This is a genomic window from Gordonia sp. (in: high G+C Gram-positive bacteria) (assembly GCF_049647785.1).
Classification (GTDB): domain Bacteria; phylum Actinomycetota; class Actinomycetes; order Mycobacteriales; family Mycobacteriaceae; genus Gordonia.
This window is the reverse complement of the sequence record NZ_JBARYI010000094.1, coordinates 71,695-87,445: the sequence shown is the minus strand read 5'-3', so window position 1 is coordinate 87,445 and position 15,751 is coordinate 71,695. Positions and strand designations below refer to the sequence as shown.

The following is a 15,751-nucleotide window of genomic DNA, read 5'->3' as shown; positions in this document are numbered from 1 at the left end:
GTTCACAGATCTAAGCCGAATTGGCGCAAGGTGCGTCCGATGAAAGGAAGAGTATGACCAACCCGTTCGATGACGAAGACGGCCGCTTTTACGTCCTGGTGAACGACGAGAACCAGCACTCCCTGTGGCCAACCTTCGCGGAAATCCCCGCTGGATGGACCCAGGTGTTCGGTGAGGACAGTCGCGCCGCGTGCTTGGAATACGTCGAAAAGAACTGGACGGATTTGCGTCCGAAGAGTCTGATCGATGCGATGGAGACAGGCGAACAAAAGGGGCATTAGCACATTCGGATGACAGGAATTTGGGCCGCCCGCGTTAGTGTGACCAGAATCTCAGTGGGAATCTTTCTGTCAACAACGGGCTCTGGATCGAATAACGCCAGGTCAGGGCTGTTTGGTGATGTCAAGTTGGTTGCCGTAGCCGCACATTCGTGTCGGGTGTGAAGTCGCTTCTATTGTTCAGTCGATCTAGCCGATACGCTGTCTTGTCAGATGGCTTTATGCGTTTGCCACAACTGGCGCGTTTACGTATGGCCATCGGCACTGAAACCGGAAGCATCCCGAAGGGTACGGACATGGACAACTACGCGAGCGTTGAACGCACGGAGTGGATCCGGGGTCTGAGTGTGCACTTGGCCGATCGCGCTGAAGCTGCTCCGTGGATGACCGCAGTCCGTCTCGGCGACGAAAGCGTCACCTTCGGTGACTTGGTGGACTCACTCAACGGCTACCGCCGTGTTGGTGATCCTCAGTTCATGTCTGTGGAAAGTGCCCTCACCGCAGCCGTCATGCACAACTTGCCGAGTTTGAGTAAGTTGCCGCCGGTTGAACTTGCGCGTTCGATGCAGCAGATCGTCGACTGGCTCGGGCGCGACCTTCCCTCGATTGAGACCGGCGTTCGCTCGGTCGTCTAGGCACTTTGGCACCTATCGCGTTTCGCCGGGGGTTCGCTCAGTAAGGTTGGCGTGTGTCGCCGTCGAGAAAGACCCGATGGCCGGTCTTGTGCCGGGTGCAACGGGTCGGCAGTCTGCTCCTGGGGATCGCCTATCTGGCAGTTTTCTTCCTGGCACCGAGTCGTGTCGTGGAGGGTGCCCTGTTGGCCGGGTGGGGGTGGCTCACCTTTGCCATCGCAGTGGTGGTCACGTCGTCAGCTGCGCTCATCGCTATCGGTGTCTGGAATCGCACCGAGTACCTTGAGCGAGTCGTCCTCGCCAGTGCTATCTCCTACCTTGCCCTAATCCTTGCCTGGTTTGTCGCTTGGAATGGCAACTCCATCGCTGAGCCTTCGGGCCTGGACTACTGGGTGGTGTTCCTCCCCGGTGTTATCGGCTGCGCCTTTGGTTTCTGCGGTCGCATCGCCGCGGCGATTGCTCACGTGGTGGTCGCGGGCGGATTAAGTCTGGCCGCCGCGGTGATCGCCGCAGGCGGCACCAACGTCACGGAGGCGTTCGCGGCCATCTGGATCCTTGCGCTTCTGTGTGTTTTCGAGGTCATCTCGTGGGCGGTCGCCATCGGTGCGCTTCGATTTGATGAAGAACGTACTGCGGCCCTCCGGAGTACCATCGCAAGCCTGCCCAGTGGGCTCCGGAGTGCTGAGGAACGACGCCTCGATGCAATGATTCATGACCGCCTCATTGCCACGCTCGTTGCCTTGCGGCCCGGACCGGTCGACGAGAGCCTTGTCGAGAGTGTGCCCAGCATCCTTGACGACCTCTCGAACTGGTCCAAGCAGCCGGCCACGACCGTTCATCAGGTGGCGGCGCTCGAGTTTGCCCAGCGGCTACGGCTATTTGTGGAAAATCTCGACGACGGAATCGACATTGAGACCGCAGTCAACTGTGACCCCGGCACACGGTTCCCGTCCAATGTCTCGGAGGCGATCATTGAGGCGATTGGCGAGGCCATCCGCAACGTTCACCGACACGCCGGGCCTGGCGCCGCATGCGTTGTGCTCTGCGACGTTCTCGATGACTCAATAGCTGCCATGGTCCTCGACGATGGCGTCGGCTTTGAACCGGAGGCTGTGTCGGACGCTCGAATTGGTGTGTCACTAGGCATTATGGAACGGATGGGTCAGATTGACGGAGGCAAAGGCCGCGTAGTGAGTGCACCCGGGTCTGGGACCCGCGTTGAGTTGACATGGTCCCGGCCGGAAGCACGAAGATGATCGGCGACACAGGACTCCAGTCGACTGCACTGATGGGTTCGCATGCTGCCCGGCCCGCGCCTTTGGAAACCGTCGCTGGTCCGCACGTTCGGCAGATCCCCATGGTGGCAACCCTCATCGTCTATTTTTTGGCGCTGACAACGGTCATGACCGTTATTGGGACGACGCAGTCGGCGGGCAGCATGTTCTGGTTTGCCGCGGTCAGTGCGATCGGCCTCTACATGGCGGCGTTCGCACTGGTGCTGGCACCTGCCCCCGGGCGGCTCCGGTTGGTTCGTGCGGCCACAGCCATGTGTCTGGCCATCGTGGCTCAGGGACTGTGTTGGATTTCCATCAGTGTCGATTCGACGGTCGTCATTCGCGGCTACGCGCCACTGCTCGCTACTGCCTTCGTCGTTGAAGTAGTGCTGATCACGCGTAACCGGATCGCGACGGCGTGGATCGGTACGGTGACGGGCATTGTGCTGAGTGTGTCGTTTTCCCGGGCGTTGGATGCCACCGACTGGTGGAGTCCAGTGGAGTCACTCAACCTGCTGAGCGTCATCGCTGCTTCCGCCGGTGCTTTCGCCCTTTCACCATTCCTCGGATCGATTGATGCGTTCGCGGCGCTCGGTCGGCGAGTCGCCGATGTGCAGTCGGCGCGACTTGCTGCCGATCACGCTCGAGACGAACGAATCGCCCGCATCGAACTGCACATGAGCGACCTGCTTGCTGACATCGTCGAATCCGATGCGGTGACCGAAGCGCATGTGGCGAAAGCCCGACTGTTTGAAGCTCAACTCCGCGACGGAATCCGCGCGCCCGCTCTCGATAATGGCCAAACTCGACGGGCCGTGTGGGCCGCGCGTGCGCGCGGGGTGTCGGTGACGCTCCTCGACGACGGTGCGTTCAACGACTTGCCACTCGACATAGTTCGAGCGTTCCTCTCTCGCATGGTGCCGAAGCTGATTACTGAACTTGAGGGGTTAAACAGCGGAGAACTGATCGCCCGAATCGCTCCGCCGGGCCGTGTGCCGGTCGCTTCGATCACCGTCGCGCCTGATGCTCGCCGTCGTCGAATCGAGTTCGGCCTCGACGGACGTGTCAGCAAGGTGGTGTGGACGTGACCCGAACAATCGGACTCAACGAAATGCGGATGCGTCGGGTCATCGCCATATCCATGGCCTTGACCACGATGATCGTCCCCGCAGTGTTTCTCACCGTTTTTGACCACAGCGTGGTGCTGGTCGCTGACTGGTGGACTCCGGTGAGTGTGGCGCTGGTGGTTGGAGCGGCACCGGTGCTCATTGCCGCATCGCTGGAGAAGTCGGGTCGCTGGATCGGCCCGGCCGCACTGCTGCTCGCTGTCGCGAACGTGATCGGGACGGTCCTTTGGTTGGGTGCTTGGAACGGCGAAGCACTCCCGCCCTGGTACGGAACTCCGCCGATCTGGTTGGCAAACACTGTCGTGCTGCCGGCCTTTGCGTTGGTGACGGTGTACCGCGCTAGCGTGTCCATGGCCTATCTGGCCATCGTGCTGTTGCTGCTTAGTACCGCCCAGCAACTCAGTAAAGAGGGTCACCACGGCATTCTCGGCTACACCAACGGACTGCTAACGGCATCGCTCGTTGGAGTGCTGCTGACGGCCGAAGTTGCGGTGATTGGCGCTGTCCGCAAATCTGATCGCCGAAGAGAAGAAGTGCTGGCCCGCACTGCGCGTGCCGCAGAACACGCGGCCCGGACTGCCGAACGTGATCGTCTCGATGTGGTGGTGCGCGACGAAGTGATCGCCGTGTTGCGCACGATTGGGCAAGGCGTGGAGAGCAGTCGCTATCGCGCGACTGCGGCTGGCGCATTGGCAAATTTGAGCGGCCGGACAGGTCCGGCAACGGTGCCACACGAGCTTTCAGCGGCAGACACCGTCCTACGTCTTCGGGAAGCGGTAAACGGGCTCGGTGACGACACCCTCGTCGATATCCAACTGATGAACCCGGCCGCTCGATACCCGTATCCCCTGACTGAGGCAATTGCCGACGCAGCAGTCGAAGCGGTGACCAACGTGATTCAACATGCCGGGCCAGCGGCATCGCGGGCCTTGATCGGCGCGTTCGACGACGACCTGATTCGCCTTCGCATCGTCGACGACGGAAGCGGTTTCGACCCCCGGCGCGTCCCGGCAGATCGGGCTGGAATCGAATTGGGGATCATCGCCAGGCTCCGAGAACAACCGGGCGGTGGCGCGTGGGTCGATTCAGCCGCGGGAGAAGGTGCCATGGTTTCAATTGAGTGGAGCAGACCTTGACGCAAACGTTCGATCAGGCTGTTGCCGAACTGGACACTGAGCCCGCCGGCTCGGACGCCATGATGGAGATGCTGGGCTTGCGCGGAAGGGGAGTGCGCATTGCCGTTGCCGCGACGGTCGTTGTCTACGTCTTCATCGGACTTGCTCTTCCCAAACTCGACATTTCGACCACCAAGTTCGTCGTCTCCATTATTGGTTCCATCGGTCTCGTCTTGGCGCTCATTGCGTCGGCCTCCGGCCGCACGGATCCCATCGGATTACCTCGGACGATCACGGCAGTGGTGCTCGGTGCCGCGTCCGGTTCGGCCGTGTGGTGGACGATCCCGCTTGGCGTAGGCAATTGGGTGCGCCCAGGTGCACCTATGGTGGTTTTTGCTGTCGCCATGTGTCTGCTGATCGTCCGCGGTCGAGTTCGCTGGGCTTGGGCCGGTTTCGTGCTTGTTATCGGCCTATGCGTGTATGCGGTGATCGTCTGGGAATGGCAATCGGGCATTGGTCTGCAGGTGCTTCTGCGGATGTTCCTCACCCTGGTTCCCGCGACATTGATCATGTTCTTCATGCGCCCACTGCTGCGATTCGTCAGGGTCCTCGATTTGAAGGAAGTTGCTGCGGTGGAAGCCGAAGCTGCCTCGTCGGCGACCGCCGAACAGCGCCGGGTACGGCTCTTGGAGTTGGAGCGAGACGTGCAACCACTCCTGGAGCAGGCTGCCGAAGGGGGCGAACTTTCTCCCAGCGACATGGAACGGGCGCGGCTGCTGGAAGCGGCGCTTCGCGATGAGGTGCGTGGCCGGACCCTGGTTTCGCCCGGGGTTCGACGTGCCGTCGCACGCGCCCGCGAGACTGGTATTGCCGTCTCCATCTTCGACGACACCAGCCCGGACGAACTCGACTTCGCGAGCGTGGAACCGATCCGCGCTGAGTTGATTTCGGCGCTTGGCGAGGTGCGAAGCGGCTCGATAGTCGCGCGATTGCTTCCATCGGGCAGAGATGCCGCGGCGACAATCACCCACGTTGACGGCACATACGTGAACCGCCGCGTGTGTCGATCATTGGATTCAGGCGGTGCCGCCTGGGAATACGACAACGACGGCGCCACCTTGAAGTGAGGGGCGCCGTCGTCGGGTCTGTTACCGGTGAACCCGTGGACTACTTGCGCATCATCGAGGTCAGGGTGGTGACGGCAGCGCCAGCCAGCTTCCACTGACCATCCTGCTTGACCATCGCGAGATCCATCTCGATCGGCTGGGGCACGTGGGGCGACTTAATTGAGGTAACCGCGATGGCCTTGTTTTCGCCGTCGGCCTTGACTGAGGTCACCGTGAAGGCGTCAGGGGTATAGCCAGCAGGCGCTGCGGCCTTCGCGAAGACGCTGAGGGCCTCGGCGGAGCCCGGAGTCGAGGTGTCGGCAACAGTCGACAACTCGTCAATCGGGGTGTTGCCATCGACAGCAGTGCGGATGATGGTCTGTGCGGCAGCGGCGTCGAGGCCCTCCACCGTCGCCGTCGATGCGTCGACGGATGCGCTAGCGGAGGTGTTTACCGCGTTCGATGCGTCGGCGCTGTCGTCGGAACTTGAGCAAGCGGTCAGCATCGCACCCGCTGCGGCGATGGCGGCGATGGCGGCGGCGGGGCGACGAAACTTACGGGATGCGTACATGACTCTCCTGGTCTTTTCATGCGGTACTAATTAGGTGAGCCTAACACCCGGTGTCGGGGTTTCTAGCACGGCCTTCGCTCAGTGGCCGATGCCAGGTTCCGGCTACCGGCCCATTACGGTTGCGTCGTCGAACACCATCGACAGGTTTGCCACCGATGTCGTCATCAGGGCGTGGCGCGACAACTTGAGCTTCCGTAGTTCCTTGGCCATGGGATGCGTGCCGAGTTTGAGTGTGCCGCCACCGAGGCGACTGCGAGTGCCGGAGGTGGAGGTCAAACGCCACGGTGTCCGACGGGTAATCCCGTCGAGTTGCGAATAGGCCTGCAAAACAGTGTCGTTCGACGAGTCGGGTAAACCGATGCCTCGCCCAATAATGAGGTCGGCGATCAGCTTGCCGTCCAAGCTCACGGTGCCGCGCTTCACCGACGAATCGTGGTCCACGTCGAAGTCGGCCAGCACCTTGGGGAATCCCCAAATCTCCCGCCCCGCAGCCATCGTGAACTCGCCGTCGACCGGGAGTTCGTGAATCAAGGCGTGGGCGTCGCCGGAGCCGAGAGATCGGAGGGCGCGCAGCGGCGAAGCGCTCTCGCCCGGAGCTTGCATCAGGAAACACACCCCGAACTCGTTGTACGGTCCAAGGTCGCCGTCGACATAGTCGACAAAGACAAGCATGCAGAGCCCACGCCCACGTCGAACCTCCAGTGGGCGCAGATTGGTCTCGCCACGGTCGGCGATGGCGGCGTTAATCGCGGCCGAGGATGCCGTGAATGCGGCAACAAAGCATCGTGCGGAGCGGATTTCCACGGGCATCGAAATGTCGACGCCGAGGACGCGGTGTACAGCTGGTGGCTCACGGTGGAGAGGGGTTGGGGTCACTCACCTCACGCTACGAGGTTGAGGGGGCGATTTGGGTGACTTTCGTCCTACGAATGGAGGAAAGAAGGGTTCTTGTCGGAGGGGTCCGATAAATTGTTGAGTGTCCGAGTATTCGATATGGGACAGATCCCGATGTCGACGCCACGGACACCGCATGACGAAGTAGGGGAGATGACGAACTTGAGTGACGAGCGCGATGACGTCCTCGCTGCGCAGCCCCGCGCGGTGCGGGTGGGGATGGTTGACGATCATCAGTCGCCGGTGTGGGGTATCGAACGAATCCTCGAACGCCAGGACGACCTCGACCTCATCGGCTCAGCGGCGACCGTCAACGAACTTCTTGAGCAGACTTCCGCCTTGGATGTCGTCATTCTCGACCTTCGCCTCAATGACGGCACTACCCCCCGTGAGAACGTCAATCGTCTCGCCGAACTCGGGATCGTCACCGTCGTCTATACCTCCGGCGAGCACCCAGACCTGCTGCGGTCGGCGGCACGTGCCGGTGCTCTCGGCGTTGTTCTCAAGTCTGCCTCCGAAGACGAGATCCTTGCCGCAATACGCGCGGCAGGGAGCGGTGAAGAAATCCTGACCGTCGAGTGGGCAGCCGCCATTGATGGCGACCCAAACCTTGATGCCGTGGACCTGAGCCCGCAACTTCAACGCGTCCTCACCCTGTACGCGTCGGGTGGCACGTCGATCAGTGTCGGCAACGAATTGGGTGTCGCACCGGACACCGTTAACGAGTACCTCAAGCGGATCCGACAAAAGTACGCCGACGCTGGTCGGCCGACGCGTACCAAACTCGACCTTTTCAAGCGTGCGGTTGAAGACGGTTGGCTCCCCATGCCAAACCGCGGGCAAGAGTAGAAGACCCATCCAAGGTCCACATGGGCGCAACAGTAGTGCCGAATTCTGCTGCCGCAGTTCGCGCAACCACACCTCGGTCGGCCGCTGAAGCAGTTGCTCCGAGCGAGCACTCAAAAATCCTCGTCGCGATGTCGCGATTCATTGGCGCCGGATTCGTTGCCTACTTCCTCACCTCGATCCCGATGTTCGGACAGCCGGCGGGAATGGTTGCCGGATGGTTTACCCCCGTCGGTATAGCGCTCGCTTTCGGTCCGGGATTCGCGTTGCTTGCGGTCTCATTTGTTCCCCGGTTGCACCGGTATATCCCAGTCATCGCACCGTTGTGCGCCGTCGGGTACCTGCTGGCAGCAATCACTTGGTTCGTCGCGTGGAACGGCATTACCGCTGACGCCGAGCAGGTGACGTGGCTGATGAGTTTCTCCGGACTGCCCGCCATGGCGTGGGTCTTGGTTCGACCGATGGCTGAAGCCACGGGCGTCCTCGTCGTCTGCTCGGCATTGGCTGCATGGGTTACCGATACGGGGCGTTCTGACTTAATCGATTCCAACGTCCTGATCGAGGGATCCTGGGGTGCCGTTTTTACCCTGTGCTTTGTGCTCGCATCCGGCAGGGTAGTGCGGTCCGGCCGAATCCTCGATGCGACCCGCGCTGACGCGATTGCTGCCGCGGGGGAATCGGCGGCGCGGTCGGCTCAGCGTGCCGAGCGAGCGCGCTTCGACGCCCTCATTCATGACCAGGTGATCGCCACCCTGATCTCGGCGGCGAACGATCCAACAGAGAGCCGACTTCCCTATCAAGCTCGGCGGGCAACCAGTGAGCTCCTGGCGCTCGCGAGCGGTGCGGAGTCTGTCGGCAGTATCGACGCCAACGAAGTTCAGGCACGACTGCGCGCGGTGGTCGCCTCTGTCGACCACGATGTTGCGGTGATCGTCGACAGCACCGATCCCGATACTGCGTACCCGACCGCGGCAGTGCAGGCCTTAGCTGAAGCAGTCGGGGAAGCGGTTCGCAACAGCATTGGCCATGCCGGCCCGGATGCCGAGTGTGCGGTTCTCGTGGAGGTGCGGGCCGGGCTTCTGCGGATCACTGTCGCGGACAATGGTGCCGGCTTCGATACGAGCGCTGTCCCGCCGGAACGACTCGGGATTGAAGTGAGTATCCGGCAGCGGCTCCGCAATCTGGACGGCGCGGATATGCGCTTGAGCAGTGTTCCCGGCGAAGGTACGACCGTCCAAATGATGTGGCAACAGCCATGAGCGGACTGGGCGTTCGAGCACTCGGCTGGTGGCGTCAACCGCCACGCAATGACGCCTCCACCATTATGGGTTTGCAAACCCGATGGGCGCCGACCTTGGCCGTCGGGATTTGGGCGGTGTCGCTCGTCATCGGATTCGCCGCCGGGGGAGTGGAGATTCCGGTCCTGTATTTGGCGTCGATGCTGGTGATGCTGGCCGCCGTGTTCGTCCTATTGGCGGCACCTGGCGATCCTGTCGTGAGGTGGGCAACCTACTTGATTGTGGTGGCTCCGCCAGCGGCAGTGGCCATGGCCGTGCCCGCGTTGAGTCATCGGCCGGGTATGGCGTACGCGACCCTAACCGGTGCCAGCGTCATCATCACCGCGTTTTTCGCGGTCCGCGGTCGGGTGCTTGCTTCGTGGATCAGTTTTGGCTTGAGCCTGCTGGTGGCGGTGTTGGCGGCGAAGTTTTACGGGCCGCAACCGGCGTTGCTCGCGGCGCAGCTGCCGAATCTGGCCGTGCAATTGATGGCGACGATATTTGCGGCGATCGTCCGTCCTCGGGCCAGGCAAATCTATGCACTCCGAGGGCAGACCGAACGTGAGACAGCTCTGCTCGCCGCGGATGAAGCGGCGCTCGCGGTACGTGACCAGCAGATGGCCCGACTCGATGATGGTGCGCGCCCGCTGCTTGATCTGATTGCCTCCGGTCGAACCCTCGATGATGTTGAGGTTCGGCGGTGCCGGCTCGTCGAGGCGCAGTTGCGGGACAACATTCGGGCCCCGGGCTTCGACGATCCGACGGTTGCCGACGCGGCCTGGGATGCGCGGGCGAAGGGTGTGCGGGTGCTGCTCCTTGACGACTATGACCGGATTGGTGACGCCGACGTGGACGATGCAATTGCCGCAGTGTCATCGGAACTTGTCGCAGCACTCGCTGGTGCTGTCAGTGGGGATGAGGTGACAGTGCGGCTGCTGCCGAACGGTCGGGCTGCGTTCGCGACGCTCTCCGTCTCTCGTGGCGGCAGCGTGGTGCGTCACGACTTCGACGCTGCGGGTCGTCGAATCTGACGCTCGGATGTTCAGCAACTTCTTGAGCGCAGTTAGCAAATCTGAAAAGAAGATGTGAGACGGCAGTGCCGATTCATCTCAGTTGCCGGATTTGTGTCCTATATGTCAAGTTCAGGGCGGTTTGTCCCCCATTCTGGGGGAATCGCCTACCACGTTGGAGCTGGTTCCGGTGTCCCCCAATCGGTGTCCCCCTTTCTGGGTCTACCCGCCTGAGTAATCTCTTCGTAATCTTTGATGTGAACCTGAAGGGAGTCTCTTTGGGTGACTTCAAATGCCAGTCGGGGAAGTACTGAGGAGATTCTGGTGAGCATTGCTGAGATTGACGTTCCGGTAGCGGACGTGCGGATGCCGCGCATCGGGCGTCAGCGTCCGAGCATGACACTTCCCCCGCTTCGGGGACTTGCGGCACCGAACCGCCCGTCCTTGTCGACGCGCGAAGTTGAGGTGCTGCTCGCTTGGATGGCCGCAGAGTCGAAGGAAGATGCAGCGGCCAACCTGTTCATCTCTCAGTCGACTGTCAGCACTCACATCTCGCGAATTCGTGCCAAATACACCGCCGTAGGCCGCGGCGCGCCGACGAAAGCGCACCTCCTGGCTCGCGCTTTGCAAGACGGATACACCACACTTGACGAGTGGTGACTAGAACCGTCGCGAGACAATCCCGCTCGCTGACCGGAATCCGAGGCGGTAACCAACGGATTCTGGCCGCCCGACACTTTTCCCGACCCGATCGCCGCTCTGCTAGCGAGCGCGATCGGGTCGTTTTGGCGCTGGCCCGTTTTATTGGCTTCGGTTATGTGCTTTACGCGGTCGTCGTGATTCCGCAGTTGGTCGACGAAGCCGCCAATCTGCTGCCGGGTTGGTATCCGCCGGTAGCGGCTGTGCTCTCGTTCGGCTTCGGCATTGCAATGCTGGTATCGGCGCTGGTCAAGCCTTGGCACCGTGCCGTCGGCACCCTGGCTATCTTGGCACCCGTCGGGCTGATCGTGGCGGGTCTGCTCTGGCTCGTCGCCAGCCGCGGCCAAACTGACGCCCCGGCCAGCTGGATCCTGGACTTCGCGGGCCTCGCGGGACTGACGGTGATCCTCGTTCGTCCCCTGTGGGAAGGAATCCTCAGCCTCGCCACATGCAAACTGCTCGGTGCGGCAGTCGCGGTCAACAATGTCGTCGATCCCGATGTGTGGGGAGCCGTGGAAGAAGCATTCTTCGGGATCGCTTTCACGTCCGTATTTCTGCTTCTCGCAAGCCGGGTCTTGAAGATTGGGTCCGAGCTTGACGAATCGCGAGACGAAACTGAACGTGCAGTTGCCCGCGGAGTGGCCAATGTTGAACTGGCGCGCGTGGACGCCCTCATCCACGATCACGTGCTCTCGACATTCAACGCTGTCGGTGCCGACCGTGACGACCCGCGTGTCACTGCCCAAGCTGCGGGTGCGCTGGCAGCACTTGAGGGACTGGTTGGAGGCGACCCGGCGGCCTTCAGCGACATCCCCGGCAGGGAAGTGGTCGCACGACTGCGGGCGGTGATCGCCGAACTCGACAGTGACCTACCGGTCACGGTGGAAGTTGCCGACGACGCGACTTCATGCCCGATCGAAGTGGCGGCTGCCCTCGCGGAAGCTGCGGCTGAAGCCGTCCGCAACAGTGCCGAGCATGCCGGTGACGATGCGCAGACCGCCATCTTTTTGGGTATCAGTCGATCGCTGGTGCAGGTGGTGATCGCCGATGACGGTACTGGCTTCGATCCCGATGCGGTGCCGGAAGACCGACTTGGTTTGGCCTTGAGTATTCGTCACCGGATCGGGGTTCTCCCCGGGGGCGAGGCGGCTGTTGTCAGTAGTCCCGGTGCGGGCACGACCGTCAGCCTCCGTTGGTTGAGTGACCTTTCGCGCCGGGTTGGTGTCTCGTGAACCTCACCGAGGAGACCGCGGGGATCGACGTCGGCGAAGTTGTTGGGCTGCGCGGCCGCGCCGCCGTCATTATCGCCTGCGCCGTGTGGGTGATCTTCTTGTTTCTGGGCACTGCCAGCGGCGGCGTGGAACTGCCTTTTGTCTACTTGTTGGGCTTCGCGCTACTTGGACTGGGGTGGTTTCTGCTCCTGTGGTCGCCCGAAGACCCCATGAGGCTGGCGGATGCGCTGGTAGCCGCAGTTGGTGGTGCTTTGGCGAGCGGACTGGCGGTCTTGGCGTGCGACCTCGATTACCGGGCTGCGATTCTCGCTCTCGGTGCCGCCCCCGCGTTGACTTTCGGATTGCTGCCGGTCCGTGGACGCCTCGGTGTGGCCTGGTTGGGGGCGTTTCTGGCCGTTGGGTTGGTAGTGGGCGCGGAGTGGTTCCGCGAGGCCGAACTCGGATCAGTTGCCCAGTTGCTCGTTCCGGGAACCATCGGGGTACTTGCGATGTCGAGTCTATTCGCGATGCTGGCGCGTCCTCGGGCCAAGCAAATTGCGGCGCTGCGCAGACTGGGAGAGCGGGATCGGGAAACCGAAGCCGTTCGTCAGGTTCGCGATGCGCGCGTCTACCGATTGCAGGCGCAGGTGCGGCCACTGCTGGAATACATTGCGTCTGGTCAACGGCTCACCGACGAGCAAGTCGCGGTGTGCCTGCTCGTCGAAGCGGGACTGCGTGACCGTATTCGCGCGCCCGGACTCGATATGAACGAATTGGCCGACGCCGCATGGGACGCACGATCCCGTGGAGTCCGGGTCACCTTGCTCGACGATCGCGAGGTGCAACTCGTGGCGGACGAATCCGACGAACTCGCGAAGGTTCGCGACGCTGCGGTCGGTGTCCTCGTCGGCGCGCGAGCCGGTGCCGAAGTGACTGTCCGCCTGCTTCCGGAGCGACGAGACAGGTTTGCGACTATCGGTATTGCCGAGGATGGACAGGCACGTCGCATTGACTTTGCCACAGTGCCATCGGTTTCTGAGCCCGCCGCAGATCACGGCAATCGGCCGTAACTGAGGCGTTTGTACTGGTCCAGACGCTAAAACAGTAGCGAACTGATTTGGTACGACCGGCATGGTTGGCCTACACTAGAGCGGTTGCCTGCAGCGCGTGCGCTGCAAGTCGGCAGGCGAACCCATTGCAGCATGTCCACTCGTGTGGAGAAACTGCAGGCAGGCGCCTGTTTGGCGGTAACAGACCATGTGCGTCGGGTCGGAAATCCGGCGGACATCAGTATCCAGGTCAAGGAGACTACGCAGTGATTCAGCAAGAATCGCGGGTGCGCGTCGCCGATAACACCGGTGCAAAGGAAATCCTCTGCATCCGTGTGCTCGGTGGTTCGGCGCGGCGCTACGCCGGCGTGGGCGACGTTATTGTCGCCACCGTCAAGGACGCCATCCCGGGTGGCAATGTTAAGAAGGGCGAGATCGTCAAGGCGGTCATCGTGCGCACCGTTAAGGAGCGCCGTCGTCCGGACGGTTCGTACATCAAGTTTGATGAGAACGCGGCCGTCATCCTCAAGAACGAGAGCGACCCTCGCGGTACGCGCATCTTCGGACCGGTCGGTCGCGAACTGCGTGACAAGCGCTTCATGAAGATCGTTTCGCTCGCACCGGAGGTGATCTGACCCATGAAGATCCATAAGGGTGACACCGTCATCGTCGTCGCTGGCAAGGACAAGGGTGCCAAGGGCAAGGTCATCGAGGCCTACCCGCAGCGCGAGCGCGTCCTCGTCGAAGGCGTTAACCGCATCAAGAAGCACACCAGCGCCTCGGCCAACGAGCGCGGTGCGTCCTCGGGCGGCATCGTTACGCAAGAGGCTCCGATCCACGTGTCGAACGTGATGATCGTCGACGCCGACGGCAACCCGACCCGCGTCGGGTACCGCCGCGACGAGGAGACCGGCAAGAATGTCCGCATCTCCCGCAAGACCGGGAAGGACATCTGATATGACCACTTCTGAGAAGGTCCAGCCGCGCCTCAAGGCTAAGTACCGCGAGGAAATCAAGGGCAAGCTGAACGAAGAGTTCAACTACGCCAACGTGATGCAGATCCCCGGCGTTGTCAAGGTTGTCGTCAACATGGGCGTCGGCGACGCCGCCCGTGATGCCAAGCTGATCAACGGTGCAGTCGCCGACCTGGCGCTCATCACCGGTCAGGCTCCGGAAATCCGCCGCGCGCGCAAGTCGATCGCACAGTTCAAGCTGCGCGAAGGCATGCCGATCGGTGCACGCGTCACCCTCCGTGGCGACCGCATGTGGGAGTTCCTCGATCGCCTCGTGTCGATCGCACTCCCGCGTATCCGTGACTTCCGTGGCCTCAGCGACCGTCAGTTCGACGGCAACGGTAACTACACGTTCGGTCTGAACGAGCAGTCGATGTTCCACGAGATCAACATCGACTCGATCGATCGCCCGCGCGGTATGGACATCACCGTCGTCACGACGGCCACCACCGACGACGAAGGCCGTGCGCTGCTGCGTGCCCTGGGCTTCCCGTTCAAGAGCAACGACGCAGCGACGAACTGAGATTAGGGACAACTGAGATGGCAAAGAAGGCTCTGGTCAATAAGGCCAACAAGAAGCCGAAGTTCGCCGTGCGGGGCTACACGCGTTGCAACCGTTGCGGACGTCCGCATTCGGTGTACCGCAAGTTCGGCCTCTGCCGCGTGTGCTTCCGCGAGATGGCACACGCTGGCGAACTGCCGGGTGTGCAGAAGTCGAGCTGGTGATTTCACGCCGGTAGGCAAACTTTGACGAAGGCTCCGTCTCCCACTGGGAGACGGAGTCTTTGTTTTTTTGGGCCTTCGTTTTTGGGCCTTTGGTTTTGGACCGTTGTTTTTGGACCGTTGTGTTTGGATCAGCGAGATGCGGACTGGCGATGCGAAGGAGCGCTTCGGGCCGATTGGGGCGTTTGGGACCTATCCGCATGAAATGATTCGATCCATGTGCTTCTCAGCGACTGCCAGTTTTGTCGGTGCCGGAGTGATCACGGCTGCGGGCGTGGCAACACTGGCTCTGGTTCGTGATGTGCGGCAACTGCCGTTCGCGTCACTTCCCCTGCTTTTCGGGATTCATCAGGCGCTCGAAGGCTGGACCTGGCTGGAGTTGGGCGACCGAGAGGGTGCAACGCTATCCGGCCCGGGAGTCCACATGTGGGTGATGTTTGCCTGGGCAGTCCTCCCAGTCCTCGTCCCCTGGTCGGTGTGGCTGATGGAGAAAGACCCACGACGTCGTCGGCTGCTGCTGGCACCGGTGGTCGTTGGCGGCCTTCTCGGTGTCTACATGCTCTACCTGGCGACGCAGTCGGGGATTGGTGTGACAGTGGTCGACCACAGTCTCGACTACGAGTTAGGCGTTCCGTTTAGTAGCGCATTGCTCGCCGTGCCCTATGTTTTCGCGACCTGCGTCGCACCGGCTATGAGCAGTTTCCCGTTCGTTATCGCGATGGGCGTCGGCAACTTTATTGCGATGACGGCCGCCGCGATCATGAATGTTTCCGGGTACTCGTCGATCTGGTGTACGTTCGCGGCGTTCTTGAGTCTCATCGTTTTTGCGCACTTTGCCAACGAGAAGTACAAGCGTGCGGAAGCAGGCGGCGACGTCGTGACGGTCAGCGGACCCGAATAGCCAAAGCTATGTCCGCCTGCGCTTG

Annotated in this window: 19 protein-coding genes; 17 read left to right on the top strand and 2 right to left on the bottom strand. The window is 61.8% G+C overall.

The window, feature by feature from the left end:
- Nucleotides 1-53: 53 nt before the first annotated feature.
- The 6 genes from WBA38_RS16945 (at nucleotide 54) to WBA38_RS16920 (ending at nucleotide 5,553) form a co-directional block, all read left to right on the top strand.
- Nucleotides 54-281: an MbtH family protein gene (locus WBA38_RS16945; RefSeq protein ID WP_424323153.1), complete on the top strand. Its 228-nt coding sequence runs from the start codon at nucleotides 54-56 to the stop codon at nucleotides 279-281.
- 218 nt (nucleotides 282-499) lie between these two features.
- The gene (locus WBA38_RS16940; RefSeq protein WP_424323152.1) at nucleotides 500-913 is read left to right on the top strand and encodes a hypothetical protein; all 414 of its coding nucleotides are present in this window, start codon (nucleotides 500-502) and stop codon (nucleotides 911-913) included.
- Between the two features lie 53 nt (nucleotides 914-966).
- Complete coding sequence (locus tag WBA38_RS16935; protein WP_424323151.1) at nucleotides 967-2,166, top strand: sensor histidine kinase; 1,200 nt, start codon at nucleotides 967-969, stop codon at nucleotides 2,164-2,166.
- Nucleotides 2,163-3,272, top strand: coding sequence for a hypothetical protein (locus WBA38_RS16930; RefSeq protein WP_424323150.1), 1,110 nt, complete (start codon nucleotides 2,163-2,165; stop codon nucleotides 3,270-3,272). Before WBA38_RS16935 ends, WBA38_RS16930 begins: the two co-directional genes overlap by 4 nt.
- Nucleotides 3,269-4,447: a sensor histidine kinase gene (locus tag WBA38_RS16925; protein ID WP_424294286.1), complete on the top strand. Its 1,179-nt coding sequence runs from the start codon at nucleotides 3,269-3,271 to the stop codon at nucleotides 4,445-4,447. The genes WBA38_RS16930 and WBA38_RS16925 overlap by 4 nt, the downstream gene beginning before the upstream one ends.
- Nucleotides 4,444-5,553 (top strand): hypothetical protein, encoded by a 1,110-nt coding sequence (locus WBA38_RS16920; RefSeq protein WP_424294285.1) that lies wholly within the window; start codon nucleotides 4,444-4,446, stop codon nucleotides 5,551-5,553. The genes WBA38_RS16925 and WBA38_RS16920 overlap by 4 nt, the downstream gene beginning before the upstream one ends.
- A 40-nt stretch (nucleotides 5,554-5,593) precedes the next feature.
- Here WBA38_RS16920 and WBA38_RS16915 read toward each other — a convergent pair whose 3' ends face one another.
- Nucleotides 5,594-6,103, bottom strand: a complete 510-nt coding sequence (locus WBA38_RS16915; RefSeq protein WP_424294284.1) for a hypothetical protein — start codon at nucleotides 6,101-6,103, stop codon at nucleotides 5,594-5,596.
- Nucleotides 6,104-6,205: 102 nt separating this feature from the next.
- Nucleotides 6,206-6,913: an acetoacetate decarboxylase family protein gene (locus WBA38_RS16910; RefSeq protein ID WP_424294290.1), complete on the bottom strand. Its 708-nt coding sequence runs from the start codon at nucleotides 6,911-6,913 to the stop codon at nucleotides 6,206-6,208.
- A 237-nt stretch (nucleotides 6,914-7,150) separates the two neighbouring features.
- Between WBA38_RS16910 and WBA38_RS16905 the strand changes: the two genes are divergently transcribed.
- The 11 genes from WBA38_RS16905 to WBA38_RS16855 all read left to right on the top strand — a co-directional run bounded on the left by WBA38_RS16905 (nucleotide 7,151) and on the right by WBA38_RS16855 (nucleotide 15,726).
- On the top strand, nucleotides 7,151-7,846 hold the full coding sequence (locus WBA38_RS16905) for a response regulator (protein WP_424294283.1): 696 nt from the start codon (nucleotides 7,151-7,153) through the stop codon (nucleotides 7,844-7,846).
- A 20-nt stretch (nucleotides 7,847-7,866) separates the two neighbouring features.
- Nucleotides 7,867-9,102: a sensor histidine kinase gene (locus WBA38_RS16900; protein WP_424294282.1), complete on the top strand. Its 1,236-nt coding sequence runs from the start codon at nucleotides 7,867-7,869 to the stop codon at nucleotides 9,100-9,102.
- Complete coding sequence (locus WBA38_RS16895; RefSeq protein ID WP_424294281.1) at nucleotides 9,099-10,151, top strand: hypothetical protein; 1,053 nt, start codon at nucleotides 9,099-9,101, stop codon at nucleotides 10,149-10,151. Before WBA38_RS16900 ends, WBA38_RS16895 begins: the two co-directional genes overlap by 4 nt.
- A 345-nt stretch (nucleotides 10,152-10,496) precedes the next feature.
- Nucleotides 10,497-10,790, top strand: a complete 294-nt coding sequence (locus WBA38_RS16890) for a response regulator transcription factor (protein ID WP_424294289.1) — start codon at nucleotides 10,497-10,499, stop codon at nucleotides 10,788-10,790.
- Nucleotides 10,784-12,061: an ATP-binding protein gene (locus WBA38_RS16885; protein ID WP_424294280.1), complete on the top strand. Its 1,278-nt coding sequence runs from the start codon at nucleotides 10,784-10,786 to the stop codon at nucleotides 12,059-12,061. Before WBA38_RS16890 ends, WBA38_RS16885 begins: the two co-directional genes overlap by 7 nt.
- A complete protein-coding gene (locus WBA38_RS16880; RefSeq protein WP_424323149.1) occupies nucleotides 12,058-13,110 on the top strand; it encodes a hypothetical protein in 1,053 nt (350 codons plus the stop codon). The genes WBA38_RS16885 and WBA38_RS16880 overlap by 4 nt, the downstream gene beginning before the upstream one ends.
- A 245-nt stretch (nucleotides 13,111-13,355) precedes the next feature.
- Nucleotides 13,356-13,724, top strand: a complete 369-nt coding sequence (rplN, locus tag WBA38_RS16875) for a 50S ribosomal protein L14 (RefSeq protein WP_424294278.1) — start codon at nucleotides 13,356-13,358, stop codon at nucleotides 13,722-13,724.
- Nucleotides 13,725-13,727: 3 nt separating this feature from the next.
- Complete coding sequence (gene rplX / locus WBA38_RS16870; protein ID WP_424294277.1) at nucleotides 13,728-14,045, top strand: 50S ribosomal protein L24; 318 nt, start codon at nucleotides 13,728-13,730, stop codon at nucleotides 14,043-14,045.
- A gap of 1 nt (nucleotide 14,046) precedes the next feature.
- On the top strand, nucleotides 14,047-14,625 hold the full coding sequence (rplE, locus tag WBA38_RS16865; protein WP_424294276.1) for a 50S ribosomal protein L5: 579 nt from the start codon (nucleotides 14,047-14,049) through the stop codon (nucleotides 14,623-14,625).
- A 17-nt stretch (nucleotides 14,626-14,642) separates the two neighbouring features.
- Nucleotides 14,643-14,828, top strand: coding sequence for a type Z 30S ribosomal protein S14 (locus tag WBA38_RS16860; RefSeq protein ID WP_424294275.1), 186 nt, complete (start codon nucleotides 14,643-14,645; stop codon nucleotides 14,826-14,828).
- Between the two features lie 214 nt (nucleotides 14,829-15,042).
- The gene (locus WBA38_RS16855) at nucleotides 15,043-15,726 is read left to right on the top strand and encodes a DUF6629 family protein (RefSeq protein WP_424294274.1); all 684 of its coding nucleotides are present in this window, start codon (nucleotides 15,043-15,045) and stop codon (nucleotides 15,724-15,726) included.
- Nucleotides 15,727-15,751 lie beyond the last annotated feature (25 nt).

Excerpts from the sequence above, each read along its gene's own strand:
- rplX (WP_424294277.1), top strand. The coding sequence starts at position 13,728 with ATGAAGATCCATAAGGGTGACACCGTCATCGTCGTCGCTGGCAAGGAC.
- WBA38_RS16945 (WP_424323153.1), top strand. The coding sequence starts at position 54 with ATGACCAACCCGTTCGATGACGAAGACGGCCGCTTTTACGTCCTGGTG.
- WBA38_RS16855 (WP_424294274.1), top strand. The coding sequence starts at position 15,043 with ATGTGCTTCTCAGCGACTGCCAGTTTTGTCGGTGCCGGAGTGATCACG.
- WBA38_RS16905 (WP_424294283.1), top strand. The coding sequence starts at position 7,151 with ATGACGAACTTGAGTGACGAGCGCGATGACGTCCTCGCTGCGCAGCCC.
- WBA38_RS16910 (WP_424294290.1), bottom strand. The coding sequence starts at position 6,913 with ATGCCCGTGGAAATCCGCTCCGCACGATGCTTTGTTGCCGCATTCACG.
- WBA38_RS16900 (WP_424294282.1), top strand. The coding sequence starts at position 7,867 with ATGGGCGCAACAGTAGTGCCGAATTCTGCTGCCGCAGTTCGCGCAACC.
- WBA38_RS16930 (WP_424323150.1), top strand. The coding sequence starts at position 2,163 with ATGATCGGCGACACAGGACTCCAGTCGACTGCACTGATGGGTTCGCAT.
- WBA38_RS16915 (WP_424294284.1), bottom strand. The coding sequence starts at position 6,103 with ATGTACGCATCCCGTAAGTTTCGTCGCCCCGCCGCCGCCATCGCCGCC.
- WBA38_RS16940 (WP_424323152.1), top strand. The coding sequence starts at position 500 with ATGCGTTTGCCACAACTGGCGCGTTTACGTATGGCCATCGGCACTGAA.
- WBA38_RS16895 (WP_424294281.1), top strand. The coding sequence starts at position 9,099 with ATGAGCGGACTGGGCGTTCGAGCACTCGGCTGGTGGCGTCAACCGCCA.
- WBA38_RS16860 (WP_424294275.1), top strand. The coding sequence starts at position 14,643 with ATGGCAAAGAAGGCTCTGGTCAATAAGGCCAACAAGAAGCCGAAGTTC.
- WBA38_RS16890 (WP_424294289.1), top strand. The coding sequence starts at position 10,497 with ATGCCGCGCATCGGGCGTCAGCGTCCGAGCATGACACTTCCCCCGCTT.
- rplE (WP_424294276.1), top strand. The coding sequence starts at position 14,047 with ATGACCACTTCTGAGAAGGTCCAGCCGCGCCTCAAGGCTAAGTACCGC.